Annotated in this window: 14 protein-coding genes; 7 read left to right on the forward strand and 7 right to left on the reverse strand. The window is 49.1% G+C overall.

Annotation, left to right across the window (positions count from 1 at the left end):
• Positions 1–80: 80 nt before the first annotated feature.
• Positions 81–767, forward strand: coding sequence for a GTP cyclohydrolase I FolE (folE, locus tag KIU71_RS11145; protein WP_214131347.1), 687 nt, complete (start codon positions 81–83; stop codon positions 765–767).
• Between the two features lie 80 nt (positions 768–847).
• Entirely contained in the window at positions 848–2,047 is a 1,200-nt protein-coding gene (locus tag KIU71_RS11150) for a hypothetical protein (protein WP_214131348.1), read from the forward strand.
• Here the strand turns inward: KIU71_RS11150 and KIU71_RS11155 are convergent.
• On the reverse strand, positions 2,044–2,265 hold the full coding sequence (locus KIU71_RS11155; protein WP_214131349.1) for a hypothetical protein: 222 nt from the start codon (positions 2,263–2,265) through the stop codon (positions 2,044–2,046). The two genes, KIU71_RS11150 and KIU71_RS11155, sit on opposite strands and share 4 nt — an antisense overlap.
• Before the next feature lie 110 nt (positions 2,266–2,375).
• Positions 2,376–4,259: an amylosucrase gene (locus KIU71_RS11160; RefSeq protein ID WP_214131410.1), complete on the reverse strand. Its 1,884-nt coding sequence runs from the start codon at positions 4,257–4,259 to the stop codon at positions 2,376–2,378.
• A gap of 227 nt (positions 4,260–4,486) precedes the next feature.
• Between KIU71_RS11160 and KIU71_RS11165 the strand changes: the two genes are divergently transcribed.
• On the forward strand, positions 4,487–5,371 hold the full coding sequence (locus KIU71_RS11165; RefSeq protein WP_214131350.1) for an ROK family protein: 885 nt from the start codon (positions 4,487–4,489) through the stop codon (positions 5,369–5,371).
• A gap of 1 nt (position 5,372) precedes the next feature.
• Here KIU71_RS11165 and gloA2 read toward each other — a convergent pair whose 3' ends face one another.
• From gloA2 to KIU71_RS11180, 3 genes are read right to left on the reverse strand one after another with little or no spacing between them, the layout of a single operon-like run.
• Entirely contained in the window at positions 5,373–5,768 is a 396-nt protein-coding gene (gene gloA2, locus KIU71_RS11170) for an SMU1112c/YaeR family gloxylase I-like metalloprotein (RefSeq protein WP_214131351.1), read from the reverse strand.
• A complete protein-coding gene (locus KIU71_RS11175; RefSeq protein ID WP_214131352.1) occupies positions 5,758–7,896 on the reverse strand; it encodes an alpha-amylase family glycosyl hydrolase in 2,139 nt (712 codons plus the stop codon). Before KIU71_RS11175 ends, gloA2 begins: the two co-directional genes overlap by 11 nt.
• A 34-nt stretch (positions 7,897–7,930) precedes the next feature.
• The gene (locus KIU71_RS11180; RefSeq protein ID WP_214131353.1) at positions 7,931–8,908 is read right to left on the reverse strand and encodes an aldo/keto reductase; all 978 of its coding nucleotides are present in this window, start codon (positions 8,906–8,908) and stop codon (positions 7,931–7,933) included.
• Positions 8,909–9,050: 142 nt separating this feature from the next.
• Between KIU71_RS11180 and KIU71_RS11185 the strand changes: the two genes are divergently transcribed.
• Positions 9,051–9,587, forward strand: coding sequence for a lipocalin family protein (locus KIU71_RS11185; RefSeq protein WP_214131411.1), 537 nt, complete (start codon positions 9,051–9,053; stop codon positions 9,585–9,587).
• Positions 9,588–9,695: 108 nt separating this feature from the next.
• The gene (locus KIU71_RS11190) at positions 9,696–10,199 is read left to right on the forward strand and encodes a DinB family protein (RefSeq protein WP_214131354.1); all 504 of its coding nucleotides are present in this window, start codon (positions 9,696–9,698) and stop codon (positions 10,197–10,199) included.
• Between the two features lie 12 nt (positions 10,200–10,211).
• Here KIU71_RS11190 and KIU71_RS11195 read toward each other — a convergent pair whose 3' ends face one another.
• Positions 10,212–11,123, reverse strand: coding sequence for a LysR family transcriptional regulator (locus KIU71_RS11195; RefSeq protein ID WP_214131355.1), 912 nt, complete (start codon positions 11,121–11,123; stop codon positions 10,212–10,214).
• Between the two features lie 127 nt (positions 11,124–11,250).
• Here KIU71_RS11195 and ahr point away from each other — a divergent pair, with 127 nt between their 5' ends.
• The gene (gene ahr, locus KIU71_RS11200) at positions 11,251–12,252 is read left to right on the forward strand and encodes an NADPH-dependent aldehyde reductase Ahr (protein ID WP_214131356.1); all 1,002 of its coding nucleotides are present in this window, start codon (positions 11,251–11,253) and stop codon (positions 12,250–12,252) included.
• A gap of 29 nt (positions 12,253–12,281) precedes the next feature.
• Here ahr and KIU71_RS11205 read toward each other — a convergent pair whose 3' ends face one another.
• Positions 12,282–14,009 carry a lysophospholipid acyltransferase family protein gene (locus tag KIU71_RS11205; RefSeq protein ID WP_214131357.1) on the reverse strand — a complete coding sequence of 576 codons (1,728 nt, stop codon included), beginning with the start codon at positions 14,007–14,009 and terminating at the stop codon, positions 12,282–12,284.
• Between the two features lie 184 nt (positions 14,010–14,193).
• Here KIU71_RS11205 and pyrC point away from each other — a divergent pair, with 184 nt between their 5' ends.
• Positions 14,194–15,231 (forward strand): dihydroorotase, encoded by a 1,038-nt coding sequence (pyrC, locus tag KIU71_RS11210; RefSeq protein ID WP_214131412.1) that lies wholly within the window; start codon positions 14,194–14,196, stop codon positions 15,229–15,231.
• The last annotated feature ends 7 nt before the right edge of the window (positions 15,232–15,238 follow it).

Here is a 15,238-nt window from a genome sequence, read left to right on the forward strand (position 1 = left end):
ATTGGTTTTTTTTCACGTCAATTAATCCCAAACAAACAGTCGCGACGTATAAGCGGCTCATATAAGGGTTGGAATAGACTATGTTAACAAACGAAGCAGTGGTCGTGCGTGATGCATTGGAGCCAGTTATTTCCCGGGAAGCCAGTTTAGTTAAACGCGCTCTCGAAGCCAAAGGATTGGAAACGCCGATGACGGCAAATCGTTTTAGTGACGAACAAAAGCGCGAGCGCATTCAGCAGGCGATGCAAACGGTGATGGAAACGCTTGGCTTAGATTTGAGCGATGATAGCTTGTGTGACACGCCTAAACGCATTGCTAAAATGTATGTGAATGAAATCTTTTCGGGGCTTGATTACGCTAAATTTCCGAAGATCACGCAAATCGAAAACAAAATGCACATCGACCAGCCTGTTCAAGTGTCAGATATCAGCTTAACCAGTACCTGTGAACACCATTTTGTGACCATTGATGGTACGGCAACGGTCGCGTATATTCCCAAAGACACCGTGATTGGCTTGTCCAAAATTAATCGGTTAGTCGGATTCTTTGCGCAGCGGCCGCAAGTTCAGGAGCGTTTGACGCAGCAGGTGATGGTAGCGCTTCAGGCCTTGACTGGCACAGAAGACGTTGCAGTGTCGATTAATGCAACACACTATTGCGTCAAAGCTCGCGGGATCAGAGACAGCAATTCATTTACCAAGACATCCTCGCTCGGCGGGCGGTTTTTAACCGATAGCGGATTACGCAACGAGTTCTATCGCGCCTAAAGTGCCCGTTCATGTTCAGTTGATATTTACGTCAGTGTCTTTTAGGCTACGCCAAGGATAGGTGTTTCATAGGATATCGAATGCGCTTGCAGATAGGGGCATTACTAGGCGCTGCGTTGATGCTTCAAGGCTGTGCCGGCCACGCTACGTTCACGGGTAATACGGATACCGTTGAGGCAAAGCACGCAAAAGCGCAGATTGAGTCGTTAACTACTATCCCGCCTACATTGCTTGCTGCTGTTTCGAATAGGGTTCCTTCAGAGACTGAAATCTTTCAGTTAACCCCAGCGCAACAGGCGCATTTTTTAGCGTTTTATCATTCGCCCACGGTGGCAAACCTGCCTGACAATAAGCGCTTGTTCCGCTACATCGATAATATTTTTACTAACTTTAGCTACCTTGGTCAAACGTATGACGCATCCACCGCGTTGACGCTGGAAAGTGGCAATTGTATTTCACTGGCCATACTTACCAGCGCGCTGGCTCGTTTGGTGAATGTTGATGTGGCCTATCAACGCGTCAATGTTGCGCCCGTTTATCGCCGCTTCGTGAATGTGATGACCTTGTCAACGCACGTTCGAACTCACCTGTACGAAACCATAGAGCCAGCACACAACGAGCTGGTGGTGATCCGGCCTCGGTTGATAGTCGATTACTACCCTCAAAGCTCCAACATTCGTGGCGACATGATTTCCGAAGCCGCGTTTTTGTCGATGTACTATCGCAATCTCGCCAGCGACGCCATCATTCAGCGAGACTATGCCTACGCCTATATCATTATGCAAAAAGCGCTGTCTATCTTGCCAAGTGATCAAGAGAATTTGAATACCATGGCAGTCATACTGAATAAGTTAGGCGAGACGCAACAGGCGCTCGCACTCTACGCCTATGCCGCCAATCAAAATGATGTTTCTCTGAATTTGATTGCTAATTACACGGATTTACTGACAAAAACCGGACAAAAGGCGCGGGCGGATCAGTTTTCAGAGCGCCTGTTACGTGCTCACAGCGACAACCCTTATCAATGGATAGACGCTGCTGAAGAACGGATTGCCAGTGGTGAACACTTTATCGCGCGCTCAATGCTTCAAAAGGCTATCGATCGCGCTCCATACCTTCACGAAGCCTACTTTAGTTTAGCGAAAAGTTACTACCTTACTCAGGAATTGAGTAAAGCGGATGACGCACTGACAACAGCGGCACAGCTCAGCCAATTACCTGAGACTGAGAAATTGTATACAGCGAAACGAGCCGTTCTAGCGCTTGTGGAGGAGCCTTAACGTCCCGCTGTATTTTCTTCCACGCTGCTGGCAATAATATTCACTGAATCGCGAAGGCCGTCGGCAACGACCACTTCGAGCAAATGGTTACATTGGCAACACTTCATTTCATGGTCACGATATTTTTCACCCAGAAGTTGGGTGGATATTGTGTTGATGGCACCACAATCGGGGCACAAAAATTCAGCGGTCGTGGTTTTGCCTATACTTTCCTGCATGGTGTTCTCCTTGAACAGGGTGGGCGAATTCCTAGTCGCACTGTAGTTAAGCGTAGCCTTAAATCATGATTTAACGCAAATATCGCGTTGATTGACCGATATTTTGCGATCTAATGTAAAATCCAGCGTGTTTGATAGGGGGCCATCGCGATGGTTTTATGTGGTTTAACCGTTTCCGTAGGGTGGCTTAGCAAATCGACTCCGCACAATTGACCTTCGGCAATATTAACGGTTTGCGCATGCTCTGAGAAATTGACGATCACGGTCAATTGCTCAGCGCTTTTGGCACTGGCCGCGTAGCGTCGAAAGGCAAAACAATGCTCATTGTCCACGCGCAAAATCCGTGTCTGGCTTGAACCGAACACAGCGTGTGATTTTCTGATCGCAACCATTCGCTTGATGCCATCATATATTATCTGATGGTAATCCCCCTGCGTGGTTAATTGTTGAATAGCATCATCATCGATAGGGATGCGCTGTACCCAACGGTCATCATGGGTTTTCGCGGGATCGTTGCGGTATCCATAGTCATTCAGTAAGCCAAGTTCATCACCGCTATACAACAAGGGGATACCGCCAATACTCAGAATAATCGAATGAACCAGAAGAACGCGTTTGATGGCTGTGGTCAATGCTGCATCATCGTGCTCCATCAAGGCTAACTCTACGCCACAAAGTGACGCCAATGAGCCGCAGACTCTGCAATCACCCGTGCTGGGGTTTTCTGCAAAAGCTACACCGCTGGCAAACGAACCGTCGAAACGACCGGTGAAAAATTGGTTCAAAAAATGCCGATGATCCTGAGGGTTAATGCCTAGATCCCACGCCACTGCATCGTCAAACGTCCAACCAATATCATCATGACAACGCACGTAATTGACCCAGGCGCAGTCGTCAGTGATCCTAAAACTTTTTTGCATGCTGTGAGTGAGCAAACGGGTTTTTCGAGTGGCCAGACTGTTCCAAATCAAAGCCATCAGTAGCGGGTTGTAAGAGAGTTGGCACTCGTCCTTGGCTATATACTTGTTAACTTCATCAGGGTGAACAATGGCTTCTGACTTAAATACCACGGCTGGCGCTGCAATTTGCAGGCACGCGTTGAACGCCTTAATCAATACATGCGCTTTGTGCTGATTTTCACAGTCAGTGCCCATCTCTTTCCAGATAAAGGCCAACGCATCCAAACGTAGCGCATCGCAACCGATGTTCGCGAGAAACAGCATTTCGCCAACGATGGCGGTGAATACTTCGGGGTTTGAATAATTCAAATCCCATTGGAAACTGTTAAAGGTAGTCCACACCCACTTTTGCGTGTTCTCATTCCACGTGAAATTACCACGGCGCACCTGCGGGAAAATTTCACGCAGATTCTTTTCGTACTCATCTGGAATACGTCGATCATCAAACAGGTAATAATAATCCTGATACTGACTATCGCCCTGCTGTGCTGCCAGTGCCCAGGGGTGTTCATCCGACGTATGGTTAAACACAAAATCAAGCACCAGACTGATTCCTTCGTTGCGCAGCGCCTCTGCCAATGCGCTAAGGTCGCGCATAGTGCCTAGGCGGCGGTCGACAGTGCGATAATCTGAGACAGCATAGCCTCCATCACTGTCACCCTCCGGCGCGGCGTATAAGGGCATAAGGTGCAAATAGGTAACCCCTAAGTCTTTAAGGTAAGGGATGCGAGATTGCAGGTGGGTTAAATTACCTGCGAATAAATCCACATAACACGCCATGCCCAACATGTTTTCTTGTCGAAACCACTGCGGCTCAGCGAGTCGTTCACCATCTCTTTTTTTCAAAGCACGCGAACGGGAGGAAAGCCCATTCAGAAGGGTTTGGGTTAACTCTTGCAGGTGATAATAAAAGTCGTAACGATGCCCATACACGTCAATAAGTAGCGGAAACAACACCGCGAAGTGAGCGCTCATTCGCTTCTCGAACAACGCACGATCCGTCTTGGAGGTGTGGGAAAAGTCTAGCGACGACATAAGTCGCTGCTGACAACGATGTGCTTCTTGCTGAATATTTTTCACCGCGTTACCTACCCTACCGCTGTGTTGTCACTGAGTGATGTGACACAAAAAAGCGAATGGATTGAAGTTTACACTATGCATAAATTTTGCTAATTTTATCTTAATCGATTAAGTTTTTAAGTCAAGATCTCTGTGCTTTTTCGGAAACATCATTCATTGTACTTTGCCATAGGGAGAAAACCGTGACGAGAACACCGCCAAATTTCGCTGTCATCGAAGCGGGTGGAACTAAATTTAATTGCGCTGTAGTGTCGGCTGATCGCGACATCCTGCGTGAACAGCGAGTTGCCACTACCTCGCCGGATGAAACGCTTGCCGACGTTATTGCATTTTTTCAACAGGCACGAGTCAGCGGTTTAAGTTTCGAACAGCTTGGGGTCGCAAGTTTTGGGCCTTTGGATCTCAACCCGCTTTCTGCGACCTATGGCAATATCACTCAAACACCCAAACCGTACTGGTCAAACGCGGCGTTGCTATCCCGATTGACCGATGCACTGAACTGTCGGGGCGCGATTGACACCGATGTTAACGCTGCCGCATTAGCAGAGTCGCGTTGGGGGGCTGGGATCGGTGCCGAGGTTGTTGTTTACATCACCGTGGGTACTGGCGTGGGGGGAGGTGTGGCCATCAACGGACAAACAGTGAAAGGTCTCATTCACCCTGAAATAGGTCACCTGCCGGCCAGACATGCTGTGTTTAACCGGGGTTGTTGTCCGTTTCATTCTCACTGCGTTGAAGGCTTCGCATCGGGCACCGCGATGGCGTCGTTGTGGGGCCAATCGGCAGAAACATTGGCGCCTAGCCATGAAGCTTGGGATGCACAAGCGGATGTTCTAGCGCAGTTGGCGCACTCGCTGTTGCTGACGTTAAGCCCCAATAAAATCATCTTTGGCGGCGGCGTGATGCAAGTGTCGTGGCTCCTGCCTCTTGTCATAACGAAACTGCAACATCAGATAGGCGAATACCTGCGGCTACCTGACAACACTACGCTAAGTGACATCATCCAAGCACCGGGGTTAGGCACTCGCTCTGGTCTCATGGGGGCGCTGGCACTGGTTTGCGATTGAGCTAGCGACTATAGAGTTCCAGTGGAAGGCCGTCTGGATCCTGAAAAAAAGTAAAACGCTTTCCTGTGTAGGGGTCTGTACGGATGGCTTCGACTTTCACGCCTAACCCCACCAATTGCGCGACTGCCTTTTCGATATCAGTGACGCGCAAGGCCAAATGGCGCAACCCCTGCGCTTCTGGTTGTGACGGTCTAGCCGGTGGATCAGGAAAGGAAAACAGCTCCAATTGGCCGCCACCCGGCACGGCAAGATCCAACTTATGGGAATGCCGAGCTTGTCTAAAATGCTCGGCAATAATAGTGCAGCCTAGTACGTCGCAATAAAATGCCTTTGAGCGCGCATAGTCGCTACAAATGATCGCAACGTGATGAATGCCCTCAATACCATCAATTGCCATTTAACGTCGCTCGATGACTGACCGTCGTACCAGCAGAATCCTCAGCCACAACTTCAATTTCACTCACACCCTCAAGCAAAGCCGGGGGGATAATGGCTTGATAAGGGGCTGTAAAGTCGCTTGCAGCAAGCTCTCTGCTGCCATCAGCGCGGACCAAGTAAGTGCTTACCGTGACGGCGGGCAAGTCTCTAGCCGAAGACTGTTGAGTTGAGCCGGCGAAATCCAGTGTGTATCTCAACTGTACGCGTTCGTTGTCGTGGGTTTCAGATGTAAGTGAGATGCTTACTGGTTCGGCAGGCGTTATCGCTTCGCTGGTTTGGTATAGCGCATAGCTAAAAGGCGGCAAAGTTATGCTGATATGTGCATTACCACTGGTATTGGGTTCGCTGAGACGCACCGCCTTACCTGCAACAATTGGTTGATAATTACCATACGCCGCAACGGTCACCGTCTGTTCTTCGCCCGAAGGGTTGAACAACGCAAGGTAGTCAATCAACTCATTCGGTTCAATGCGTGAAAAGGCAAATACACCCGTGGAAGCAGCCATTGGCGTCCCGTCTTCATGAAGAAGCTGGCGCGCTTGTTGATGGCCATAGCGCAGTGCAGTATGTTCCTGCCGCAACTTAGCTAAAGCACCAAGCCCAAGATAGAGTGGATGGCTTTGGTCGAAATTACTGTCTGCGGTAGTGGCATCAGTGCCAATCAATTCGTTATCGTTGTAGCTTTCGACCCGAGAAGGAAACATATTCTCACGTGCATCAACATCACCGCCATCGCCGGTAAAACCTTGTTCATCACCGTAGTAAATGACTGGAATACCGCGCGAGAGATACATAAATGCATGCGAAAGTAGATTCCGCGCTACCAATTCTTCGTCTGATGCGCCCTTCTGAGCCTGGCGTAAAAACATACCAGCTCGGCCCATGTCGTGGTTACCCAAAAAGTTCATCAACAGTGTGGCATCACTGTCGGCATCATTATAATAATCGTCGTTTTCTAATAATCGGTGAAGCGGCTCATTGGTCCCGTCACGGTAGAAGGTATCAGCTACCGCATACTGCATACCGAAGTCCAACACCGATGGCATCTGGCCTAAGGTCGTGTAACGACTTAGCACAGCAGGGTTGCCGTCGTAGACTTCGCCAAACACATGAAAATGGTCAATGCCCAAAGATTTGGCGTGCGCCATAATTGCGGGTGTGAATTGCTGCCAGAAGGATAAATCCACGTGTTTAACGGTGTCGATTCTAAACCCGTCCGGCTTGAATTCGGTGATGATATCTTTATAAATATCAATCATTCCTTCCACCACGCGTGGATGCGACGTTTTTAAATCGTCCAAACCAACAAAGTCACCGTTTAAAGCACTTTCTCCCTGCCAAAAGCTATCGCCTTGATTATGGTAGTACTGAGGATCATTCAGCCAATCCGGCGTTTTAACCTTGTCTAAACCGTCGGGAATAAACGGGGTGTAGGTATCGCCCGCTGCGAGCGCCTCTGTGCTTTTATATTCACAACCTTCATTACCTTCTTTAAAGGTACCGTCGGGATTGTGGCATTCCTCATACCGGATAACGTCTGCGGTATGGTTGGTAATGATATCAAAAAATATTTTCAGGCCGCGTTGATGTGCCGCATCAATCAAACTCTTCAAATCATCATTGCTGCCAAAGTGTGGATCGATTTGGGTGAAATCGAGGATCCAATAGCCGTGGTGGGCAAACCCGGTCAATTGAATGGCTTGGTTGCGTAGAATGGGCGTCATCCAAATCGCCGTCACGCCTAGGTTTTGCAGGTAATCCAGTTTAGCCTCAATGCCCTGCATGTCACCGCCATGAAACGCCCATTTCGAAGTCACGTCTAACCCGCCACGGCTTATTTCAAGGGAGTCTGAACCATTGTCATTGTCAGGATTGGCATTGTAAAAGCGATCGGGAAGGACAAAGTAAAATACATCGTCGCGCACATCCCGCTGATGCGTCTCAAATATTTTGGGTTGAACCATGCTCTGTTGCGCGGCTTGAGTAGGGTTTTGCGGTTCTGGCGAAACGTTCGACGTTGGCTTACACCCGCTGATGAAGGTGATGGCCATGCCCAGAGCGACCAAAGTATGTTTACAGGTGACCATATAACGGATCCTTTCTACGGTTTAATATACGGGTTTAAGGCACTTCAGTGCCGCGACTTGCTTCAAATAATTGATACCAATGCTCTCTAGTTAACGTGAGCTGTTCTGCCTTCGTACAGGATGCGATACGTTTCGTATTTGTTGTTCCTATAATTGGCTGAATATTCATTGGAAGTCGCATTAACCAGGCTAGCGCAATGGCTTCGCTCGTCGTTTGGTATTCTGCCGCGAGTTGGCGGACACAGGCATAAATTCGCTGATGCTGTGCGGTCGCCTGTGGCTTAGCTGAGGTAATATTACCCTGCGCCAGGCTTCCCCATGCCTGAATTTGAATCTGGTTTAGCTGACAATATTCCAGCAGGCCTGTATCTATGCTAGCGCCTAATGCATTCGTGCTGCCGCTGGTCATGCTATCTTCCAGTAGCGGACAGTGTGCCAAACTCATCTCAATTTGGTTAGCCACAATGGGCTGTTGCAGTGCGCTCTGTAGCCACGCGATATGACGGCTATGCATATTGGATACGCCTATTTGGTCAATCTTACCTGCCTTGATCATTGCGTTTAGTGTTGCAGCGGTTTCATCCAAGTGCATCAGGGGGTCAGGGCGATGCAGCAGTAAAACATCTAAGCGCTCCACATTCAGTTGCTTTAGGCTTTTTTCAACCGAATGCTGCAGCCAAGCCGCGGAAAAATCATAGCGTTTTGGCCCGTCTTCATCAGCAAAGCGGATGGCACATTTAGTCTGAATGACCATGCGTTCACGCAATGAGGGATTCTGTCGTATGACCTGGCCAAACACTTGCTCCGCTTTACCGAAGGTATAAATGTCTGCGTGGTCGAATACCGTAATTCGGTTGTCGAGCGCGCTTTCAATGACCTGATGCGCCTGGGCTTCATCGGCCGCGGTGATAGCCTCATTGTTCCAGCCTCCGCCTAGACCCATGCACCCATATATAATGCGACTCGCATTCGGAAAGGCTCGATTTAAGGGCGAAAGCTTGTCTGGGCTCATATCGCGTATTACTCTCAGGCTAGTGAATTCAAATGACTATTGAATATGCATCTCAGTCGCAAAGCTTATCAGCTTAAACATTTTTCTGCTCACCCGCGTATTGAATACGATTGTAAAGGAGTCGTTAATGATTTTTTACCGCATGAAATTAGATATCAGGCTACTGTTTCTGCCACTGCTCGGCTTGCTGTTACAGGGCTGCACCTCAGTGCCAGAGGGGGTTAAACCGGTTTCCCCGTTTGATCTGCAACGCTACCTTGGCACATGGTACGAGGTGGCTCGTTTTGATCATCGCTTTGAGCGTGGACTGAGTCATGTCACTGCCACTTACACCGTGCGCGATGATGGTGGCGTGAATGTCGTCAACCGCGGATTTTCAGCTGAGAAAGATGAATGGGATGAGGCGCAGGGAAAAGCCTATTTCGTTGATGATGCCAATACCGGGCATTTAAAAGTGTCTTTTTTTGGTCCGTTTTACGCCAGCTATGTGATCATGAAACTTGACCAGCAAGACTATCAGTATGCGTTGGTAACCGGGCCAGACAGGGATTACCTATGGATCCTGGCACGCAGCCCCGCTATCTCTGAAGCGACGATCAGTGAATTGGTCGCGTATGCGCAGCAGAAAGGCTATAACACCGATCAGTTGATTTGGGTTGAACACGAGCAAAGCCGTTAGGAAAGAAAACACCCATTTAGCGGGTCATCTAATTCTGATAGTCTAAAAATACGGTTCAGCACATTTTCATATGTTGTGAGAATGATGACCCAAAACGAAAGGCGTTTTATGCTACAAAGCCACATAGAAGTGTTGCAACAAGCCATTGATTTACTAAATGATGTTTCTACTGACGACTTTCAGAGGGTGATGCACCCGCATCTATCCGGCTCAATCGGCAAACATTTGCGCCACGTTATTGATCATTTTCTGGCCATAGAGAACGGTTTGTTAACGGGTGTTATCGACTACAATCAGCGAAATCGAAACGCGAATATTGAAGTCTCCATCAGTGCCACTGTCGACACGTTGGAAGCTATCCAGCGCTGGCTGCGCGCGCTAGAACCCACTGACTTGGCGGGGAAATTTGAAGTTCGCAGTGAGATATCATTGTCAGACACCGTCAATGCAACGTGTGAGTCGACGCTGGCGCGGGAAATTGTGTTTGCGTCGAGCCATGCTATTCACCACTTCTCGCTGATTAGCATCATCCGTTCCTTACAAGGCCAGCCAGTGCCGGACTATTTTGGTTTTGCACCCGCAACGTTGACGCACCTTTCTGAACACGTTTAGCGACCTTGTTGTTTATTGCGTGAGATTGAACATCGACTCGTGATGTGTGATGTGTTGAATAAATTCGCTGACTTTTTTCGGCTTATTTAGCCCTTGGCGGTAGACGGCATAGATGGGCAGTGATGGGCTGTTTAAGTCGGGCAGTACTTGGCTTAAGTGGCCCGATTGAATATGCTCTCTCGCAACGAACCACGGCACTTGTGCAATGCCCACGCCGGCTAGCACAGCATTGATGACTGACACAAAATCTTCGCAGCGCAGGATAGGTGGAACGTTGACCGACTCAACGCCGGTTTTTGTTTCCAACAACCAATTCACGTTGGTGCGCTGAAAAAGCTCAACACTGCGATGCTGAGTGAGCGCCTGAACCGTACGGGGAACATTCTGACGTTCAAGATAGGCCGGTGCGGCGACAATCACGCGATGCGAATAGCCGAGTCGTTTTTGAATTAAATTGTGGTCGGTATTTTTGCCAATACGAAAGGCTAAATCTAATCCTTCCTGAAACAGGTTCTCGTATTCATAAGAAAGTTTTAATACCACATCAACATCGGGCCAGCGGCGGATAAAATCGGGCAGCAACTGCTGACTGATCAAGCGGCCCAGTGCGGGCGACGCCGCCAGCCGCAATGTACCCGACACGCTGTGATTCAGAGAAGTCATATCACTGAGCAAGTGCTGGCATTCGTCCAGTAAAAACTGAGCGCGTGTGAATAAAATCGTGCCGCTTTCAGTCAGTCTTACGACACGTGATGACCGTTCAAGTAGCTGCGTATCCAATGTGTCTTCAAGTCGGCGAATGTCTTTGCTCAGTTTTGATTTAGTGATTTGGAGCGTCTGACTGGCGCGTGTAAAGCTCAGCAGCTCTGCGGTCACGACGAAATGATGAAGCAAAGTCATGTCCAGATTTTTCACAAGATTCATAGGCGATCGATATCCTATTTTACCGTTTCTAATATGGAAACGTTGAGTTTCAAAATGTCCTATTGTTTCTATTATGCAGTTTATTCACAATGGAACGACAAAAAAGTATCGATATAAGGAAAGACAGATGATCAAAGCCTATGCAGCCAAATCCGCAGGCGCCAAATTAGAGTCGTTTGAATATGACCCCGGTGAGTTGAATCCCGATGAAGTAGAAATTGATGTGGAATCCTGTGGGATCTGCCACAGTGATTTAAGCATGCTCGATAATGACTGGGGTTTCACTGAATATCCCTTCGTTCCTGGGCATGAAGTGGTCGGGAGGATCAGCGCGGTTGGTGAAAACGTGTCGTCATTGAAGCAAGGTCAGCGTGTTGGGTTAGGATGGCATTCTGGCTACTGCAATACGTGTCATACCTGTGAGTCTGGTGATCATAACCTGTGTTCTTCGGCAAGCATGACTATTGGCGGGCGTCATGGCGGATTTGCTGAGCAAGTTCGTGCACAAGCGACTGCGGTTGTACCCATCCCGGATGAACTTGAGCCAGATGCTGTGGGGCCGATGATGTGCGGTGGTATTACCGTATTTAACCCTCTGGTTCAATTCGGTATCAAACCAACCTCCAAAGTGGGTGTGATCGGAATTGGTGGCTTGGGCCACATTGCATTGCAATTTTTAAATGCCTGGGGATGTGAGGTTACCGCATTCACGCGCGATAAGAGCGCTGAAAAAGAACTACGCGACTTGGGCGCTGATAACATTTTAGTCAGCAACGATCCTGACGAACTCGAAGCGGCGCAAGGGCGGTTTGATTTTATCTTATCCACGGTGAACGTGAAGTTGGATTGGAATGCCTATATTGAAACCTTAGCACCGAAAGGCAGGCTCCATTTTGTCGGAGCGACCCTAGAACCGCTGGATGTGAATGTATTCCCCCTGATCATGGGGCAGCGTTCTATTTCAGCATCGCCCGTGGGCAGCCCTGCGACCATCAAGACGATGCTGAATTTTGCGGCTCACCATAAAATCTCGCCCAAGGTGGAGTATTTTTCGTTTGATCAGGTTAACGAAGCATTAGATACCTTACGCAATGGGAAGCCACACTACCGCGTGGTGCTGAAGCGATAATAACTCCCATCAACGACGACACGAATAGGTCAGCCTGACCAATTCGTGTCGTCTTGGTTTCCCTCTCCCAAATAGAGTCGCTTGAGTTTTTCGGGAGCCTTGGGTAAGTCAACGCTCAACAACATGCCCGGCGTGTGATTGAAGCTGGGGTCAATGCCCAAACAGTGAAAAGTCGCGCCCATCTTAAGATACTGACGCATCAATACCGGGATATCTTTTCCGTCCGACTCCAGTGAGCGAAGGAACGATGATAATGTCGTCACTGGTGACGTATGCGCATAAAACTCAGCCACTTCGGCGTGAACGGCCTTGTTTAACGCATGCCGAGGACGGGCATCGGCCGACGGTGTCACGTGTGCTTTTTCTATCAGGGCAACACTGCGCATATCGTATAATTTACTGATCGATACCGTGCCGTACAGGGTTCTATATTGCGGAAATTGACACACGAATGCGCCGATACCGCGCCACAGCAAAAATAATCCAATGTGTGAACGCTGCAACCGAGGAATGAGAAAAGAGCGACCCATTTCAAGCGCGGGCTCGCGACGATTGACAAAGGTTGGGTCGAATTCAAACATGCGGTTTAAATACAACGCGTTGAGGTCGCCATTCGCCTCAGCCAATAAGCGGTCTGTTTGCCCCATCCTATAAGCACCTACGATTTCCCGCTCTAGTTCATCAAACACGAATAAGTGCGTGTAAGATGCGTCAAAACGATCAGTATCCAGTGGCTCACCGGAGCCTTCATTGTGTTGGCGAAACACGTACTCTCGCAGTCGGGCGATTTCTCTCACCGTATTCGGCGCTTGATGCTGCCAAGCGTAGTAGATGGAAAAATGCTTGTGCTGGTGGAGCCGCTGCTCCACAGGCAATTGCGCCAACTCAGTTTCAATTGATCCCACATGAGTTGGCTCAGCAAGGGGGTTAAGTTCACCGACGGTATCTGGCGGCCATGGTTGTTGCCAATGGGCAGCCTGGGCGTAACTGAGTGCTCGGCAATGTTCCGGGCTGTCTACTAGATGCCCCTTGACGGCGAAACCGGCGTCCAGCCTCACAGTTGCACCGCGTTTATTCAGCAGTTCTCTGGCTAGCATTAGCATGCGTAAGCGATAATAAATACGTCCGAGACGATAGAACAACGCGCTGTTTCGACCGCTGACGAAAATCGGCACAAAAAGGCAGTCGGGCGAGTGACACAACCGGGCAATCACCCTATTCCATGTGTGTTCACTGACCCTTTTCTTATCCGCTTGATAATAGCTCACACGACCGGCTGGAAACATGAGCAGCGCCTTGCCTTGTTTGACATGCTGCAAACATTGTCGAAGCGAAGGGCCGTTGCGCGGGTCTTTTTCTTTCAGCGGATTGGTAAAAATAAAGTAATCTTGCAGTTCAGTGAACAGCCGTAGACCTTGATTTGCCAGCACTTTTAAATCAGGCCTGACGCGGCTAATCGCCCGCGCTAAGATCACTCCTTCTATACCGCCGAAGGGGTGATTGCTGGCCAAAACAACAGGGCCTTGCCGTGGGATCTTGTCTAACAGTTCGGCTTCACCTTCGACACGAATATCGAGTAGCTTGATCAACGAATCGGCAAACTGCTCTTTACTTAAGCCCTGCATCCGATGCGATTGATACAGGCGATCCATTTTTCTAATCCCTAACAGCCAATCCAACACACGCAAACAGGTGCGCACAACCACATTGCTTGAACTGGCTGGGCTTAAATTGTTGAGGCTGATCGATTTAGACATGGTGACTGCGTAGGATTTGTAGGCTAGGGCGTGTTGATTGTTATTATTTGACCCATGTTACCGGTTAAACCTTTCCTGCAATAGCGTTAATTTTATGAAACTAAGCGCTTTTGCTGCCAGCTGCTAACGTTTAAGGCATAATACGCACATTCTTTAAGCAGTAACGATAAACATCATGGCTACCATTGACTCACTCACGATAACCACCCCTGACGATTGGCACTTACATTTTCGCGATGGTGATATGTTACAGGAAACCGTTCCTGCCACGGCGCGCTGCTTTCGACGCGCGATTGCCATGCCTAATTTGGTTCCTCCTGTGACTAACACCGAGATGGCACTGGAGTATCGCCGCCGGATCCTCAAAGCCGCTGGCCCACATACAGGCTTTGAGCCGCTGGTCACTTTGTACTTAACCAATGCCACGCTACCCAGTGATATTATCGAGGCAAAGCAGGCAGGGATCGTGGCGTGTAAATTGTACCCAGCGGGTGCTACCACCAATTCCGACGCAGCGGTTAAAGGCATTCGCTCGCTGTACCCAGTGTTTGAAGAGATGCAGAAGCAAGGGGTTTTGTTGCTCATCCACGGCGAAGTTACCGATCACGACATTGATATCTTTGACCGCGAGAAATCGTTCATCGACCGACACCTAAACGATATCGTGCGCGACTTTCCTGAGCTTAAAGTTGTCTTTGAGCATATTACGACCGCGGATGCGGTTGATTTTGTTCAACAATCGTCGCGCTTTGTTGCAGCCACCATTACGCCTCAACATTTACTGCTCAATCGGAATGACTTGCTGGTGGGGGGGATTCGTCCTCACAATTACTGTTTGCCTGTACTTAAGCGTAATACGCATCAGCAGGCACTGCGCGCGGCAGTGAAGTCAGGTGCAGAGAAGTTCTTTCTCGGCACCGACTCCGCACCGCATGAAAAGCATAACAAAGAGAGTGCGTGCGGTTGTGCGGGTTGTTACAGCGCGTGGAGTGCGATTGAGTTGTACGCGCAGGTTTTTGAAGATTTGGGTGCGCTTGACAAACTGGAAGGTTTTGCCAGTTTTCACGGTGCCGATTTCTACGGCTTACCGCGCAATGCTGGCACAATCACATTAAAGCGGACGCCGTGGGAAATACCGACTAAAATTAAACTGCCGAATGGCAATGACATCGTACCGTTTATGGCGGGTACTGCGGTTAACTGGCAGTTGGTTTCGGAGTAAATTATTC

The sequence above is a fragment of the Alteromonas oceanisediminis genome, assembly GCF_018474025.1.
GTDB lineage: Bacteria > Pseudomonadota > Gammaproteobacteria > Enterobacterales > Alteromonadaceae > Alteromonas_E > Alteromonas_E oceanisediminis.

Excerpts from the sequence above, each read along its gene's own strand:
- folE (WP_214131347.1), top strand. The coding sequence starts at position 81 with ATGTTAACAAACGAAGCAGTGGTCGTGCGTGATGCATTGGAGCCAGTT.
- KIU71_RS11150 (WP_214131348.1), top strand. The coding sequence starts at position 848 with ATGCGCTTGCAGATAGGGGCATTACTAGGCGCTGCGTTGATGCTTCAA.
- KIU71_RS11155 (WP_214131349.1), bottom strand. The coding sequence starts at position 2,265 with ATGCAGGAAAGTATAGGCAAAACCACGACCGCTGAATTTTTGTGCCCC.
- KIU71_RS11160 (WP_214131410.1), bottom strand. The coding sequence starts at position 4,259 with ATGTCGTCGCTAGACTTTTCCCACACCTCCAAGACGGATCGTGCGTTG.
- gloA2 (WP_214131351.1), bottom strand. The coding sequence starts at position 5,768 with ATGGCAATTGATGGTATTGAGGGCATTCATCACGTTGCGATCATTTGT.
- KIU71_RS11175 (WP_214131352.1), bottom strand. The coding sequence starts at position 7,896 with ATGGTCACCTGTAAACATACTTTGGTCGCTCTGGGCATGGCCATCACC.
- KIU71_RS11180 (WP_214131353.1), bottom strand. The coding sequence starts at position 8,908 with ATGAGCCCAGACAAGCTTTCGCCCTTAAATCGAGCCTTTCCGAATGCG.
- KIU71_RS11185 (WP_214131411.1), top strand. The coding sequence starts at position 9,051 with ATGAAATTAGATATCAGGCTACTGTTTCTGCCACTGCTCGGCTTGCTG.
- KIU71_RS11190 (WP_214131354.1), top strand. The coding sequence starts at position 9,696 with ATGCTACAAAGCCACATAGAAGTGTTGCAACAAGCCATTGATTTACTA.
- KIU71_RS11195 (WP_214131355.1), bottom strand. The coding sequence starts at position 11,123 with ATGAATCTTGTGAAAAATCTGGACATGACTTTGCTTCATCATTTCGTC.
- ahr (WP_214131356.1), top strand. The coding sequence starts at position 11,251 with ATGATCAAAGCCTATGCAGCCAAATCCGCAGGCGCCAAATTAGAGTCG.
- KIU71_RS11205 (WP_214131357.1), bottom strand. The coding sequence starts at position 14,009 with ATGTCTAAATCGATCAGCCTCAACAATTTAAGCCCAGCCAGTTCAAGC.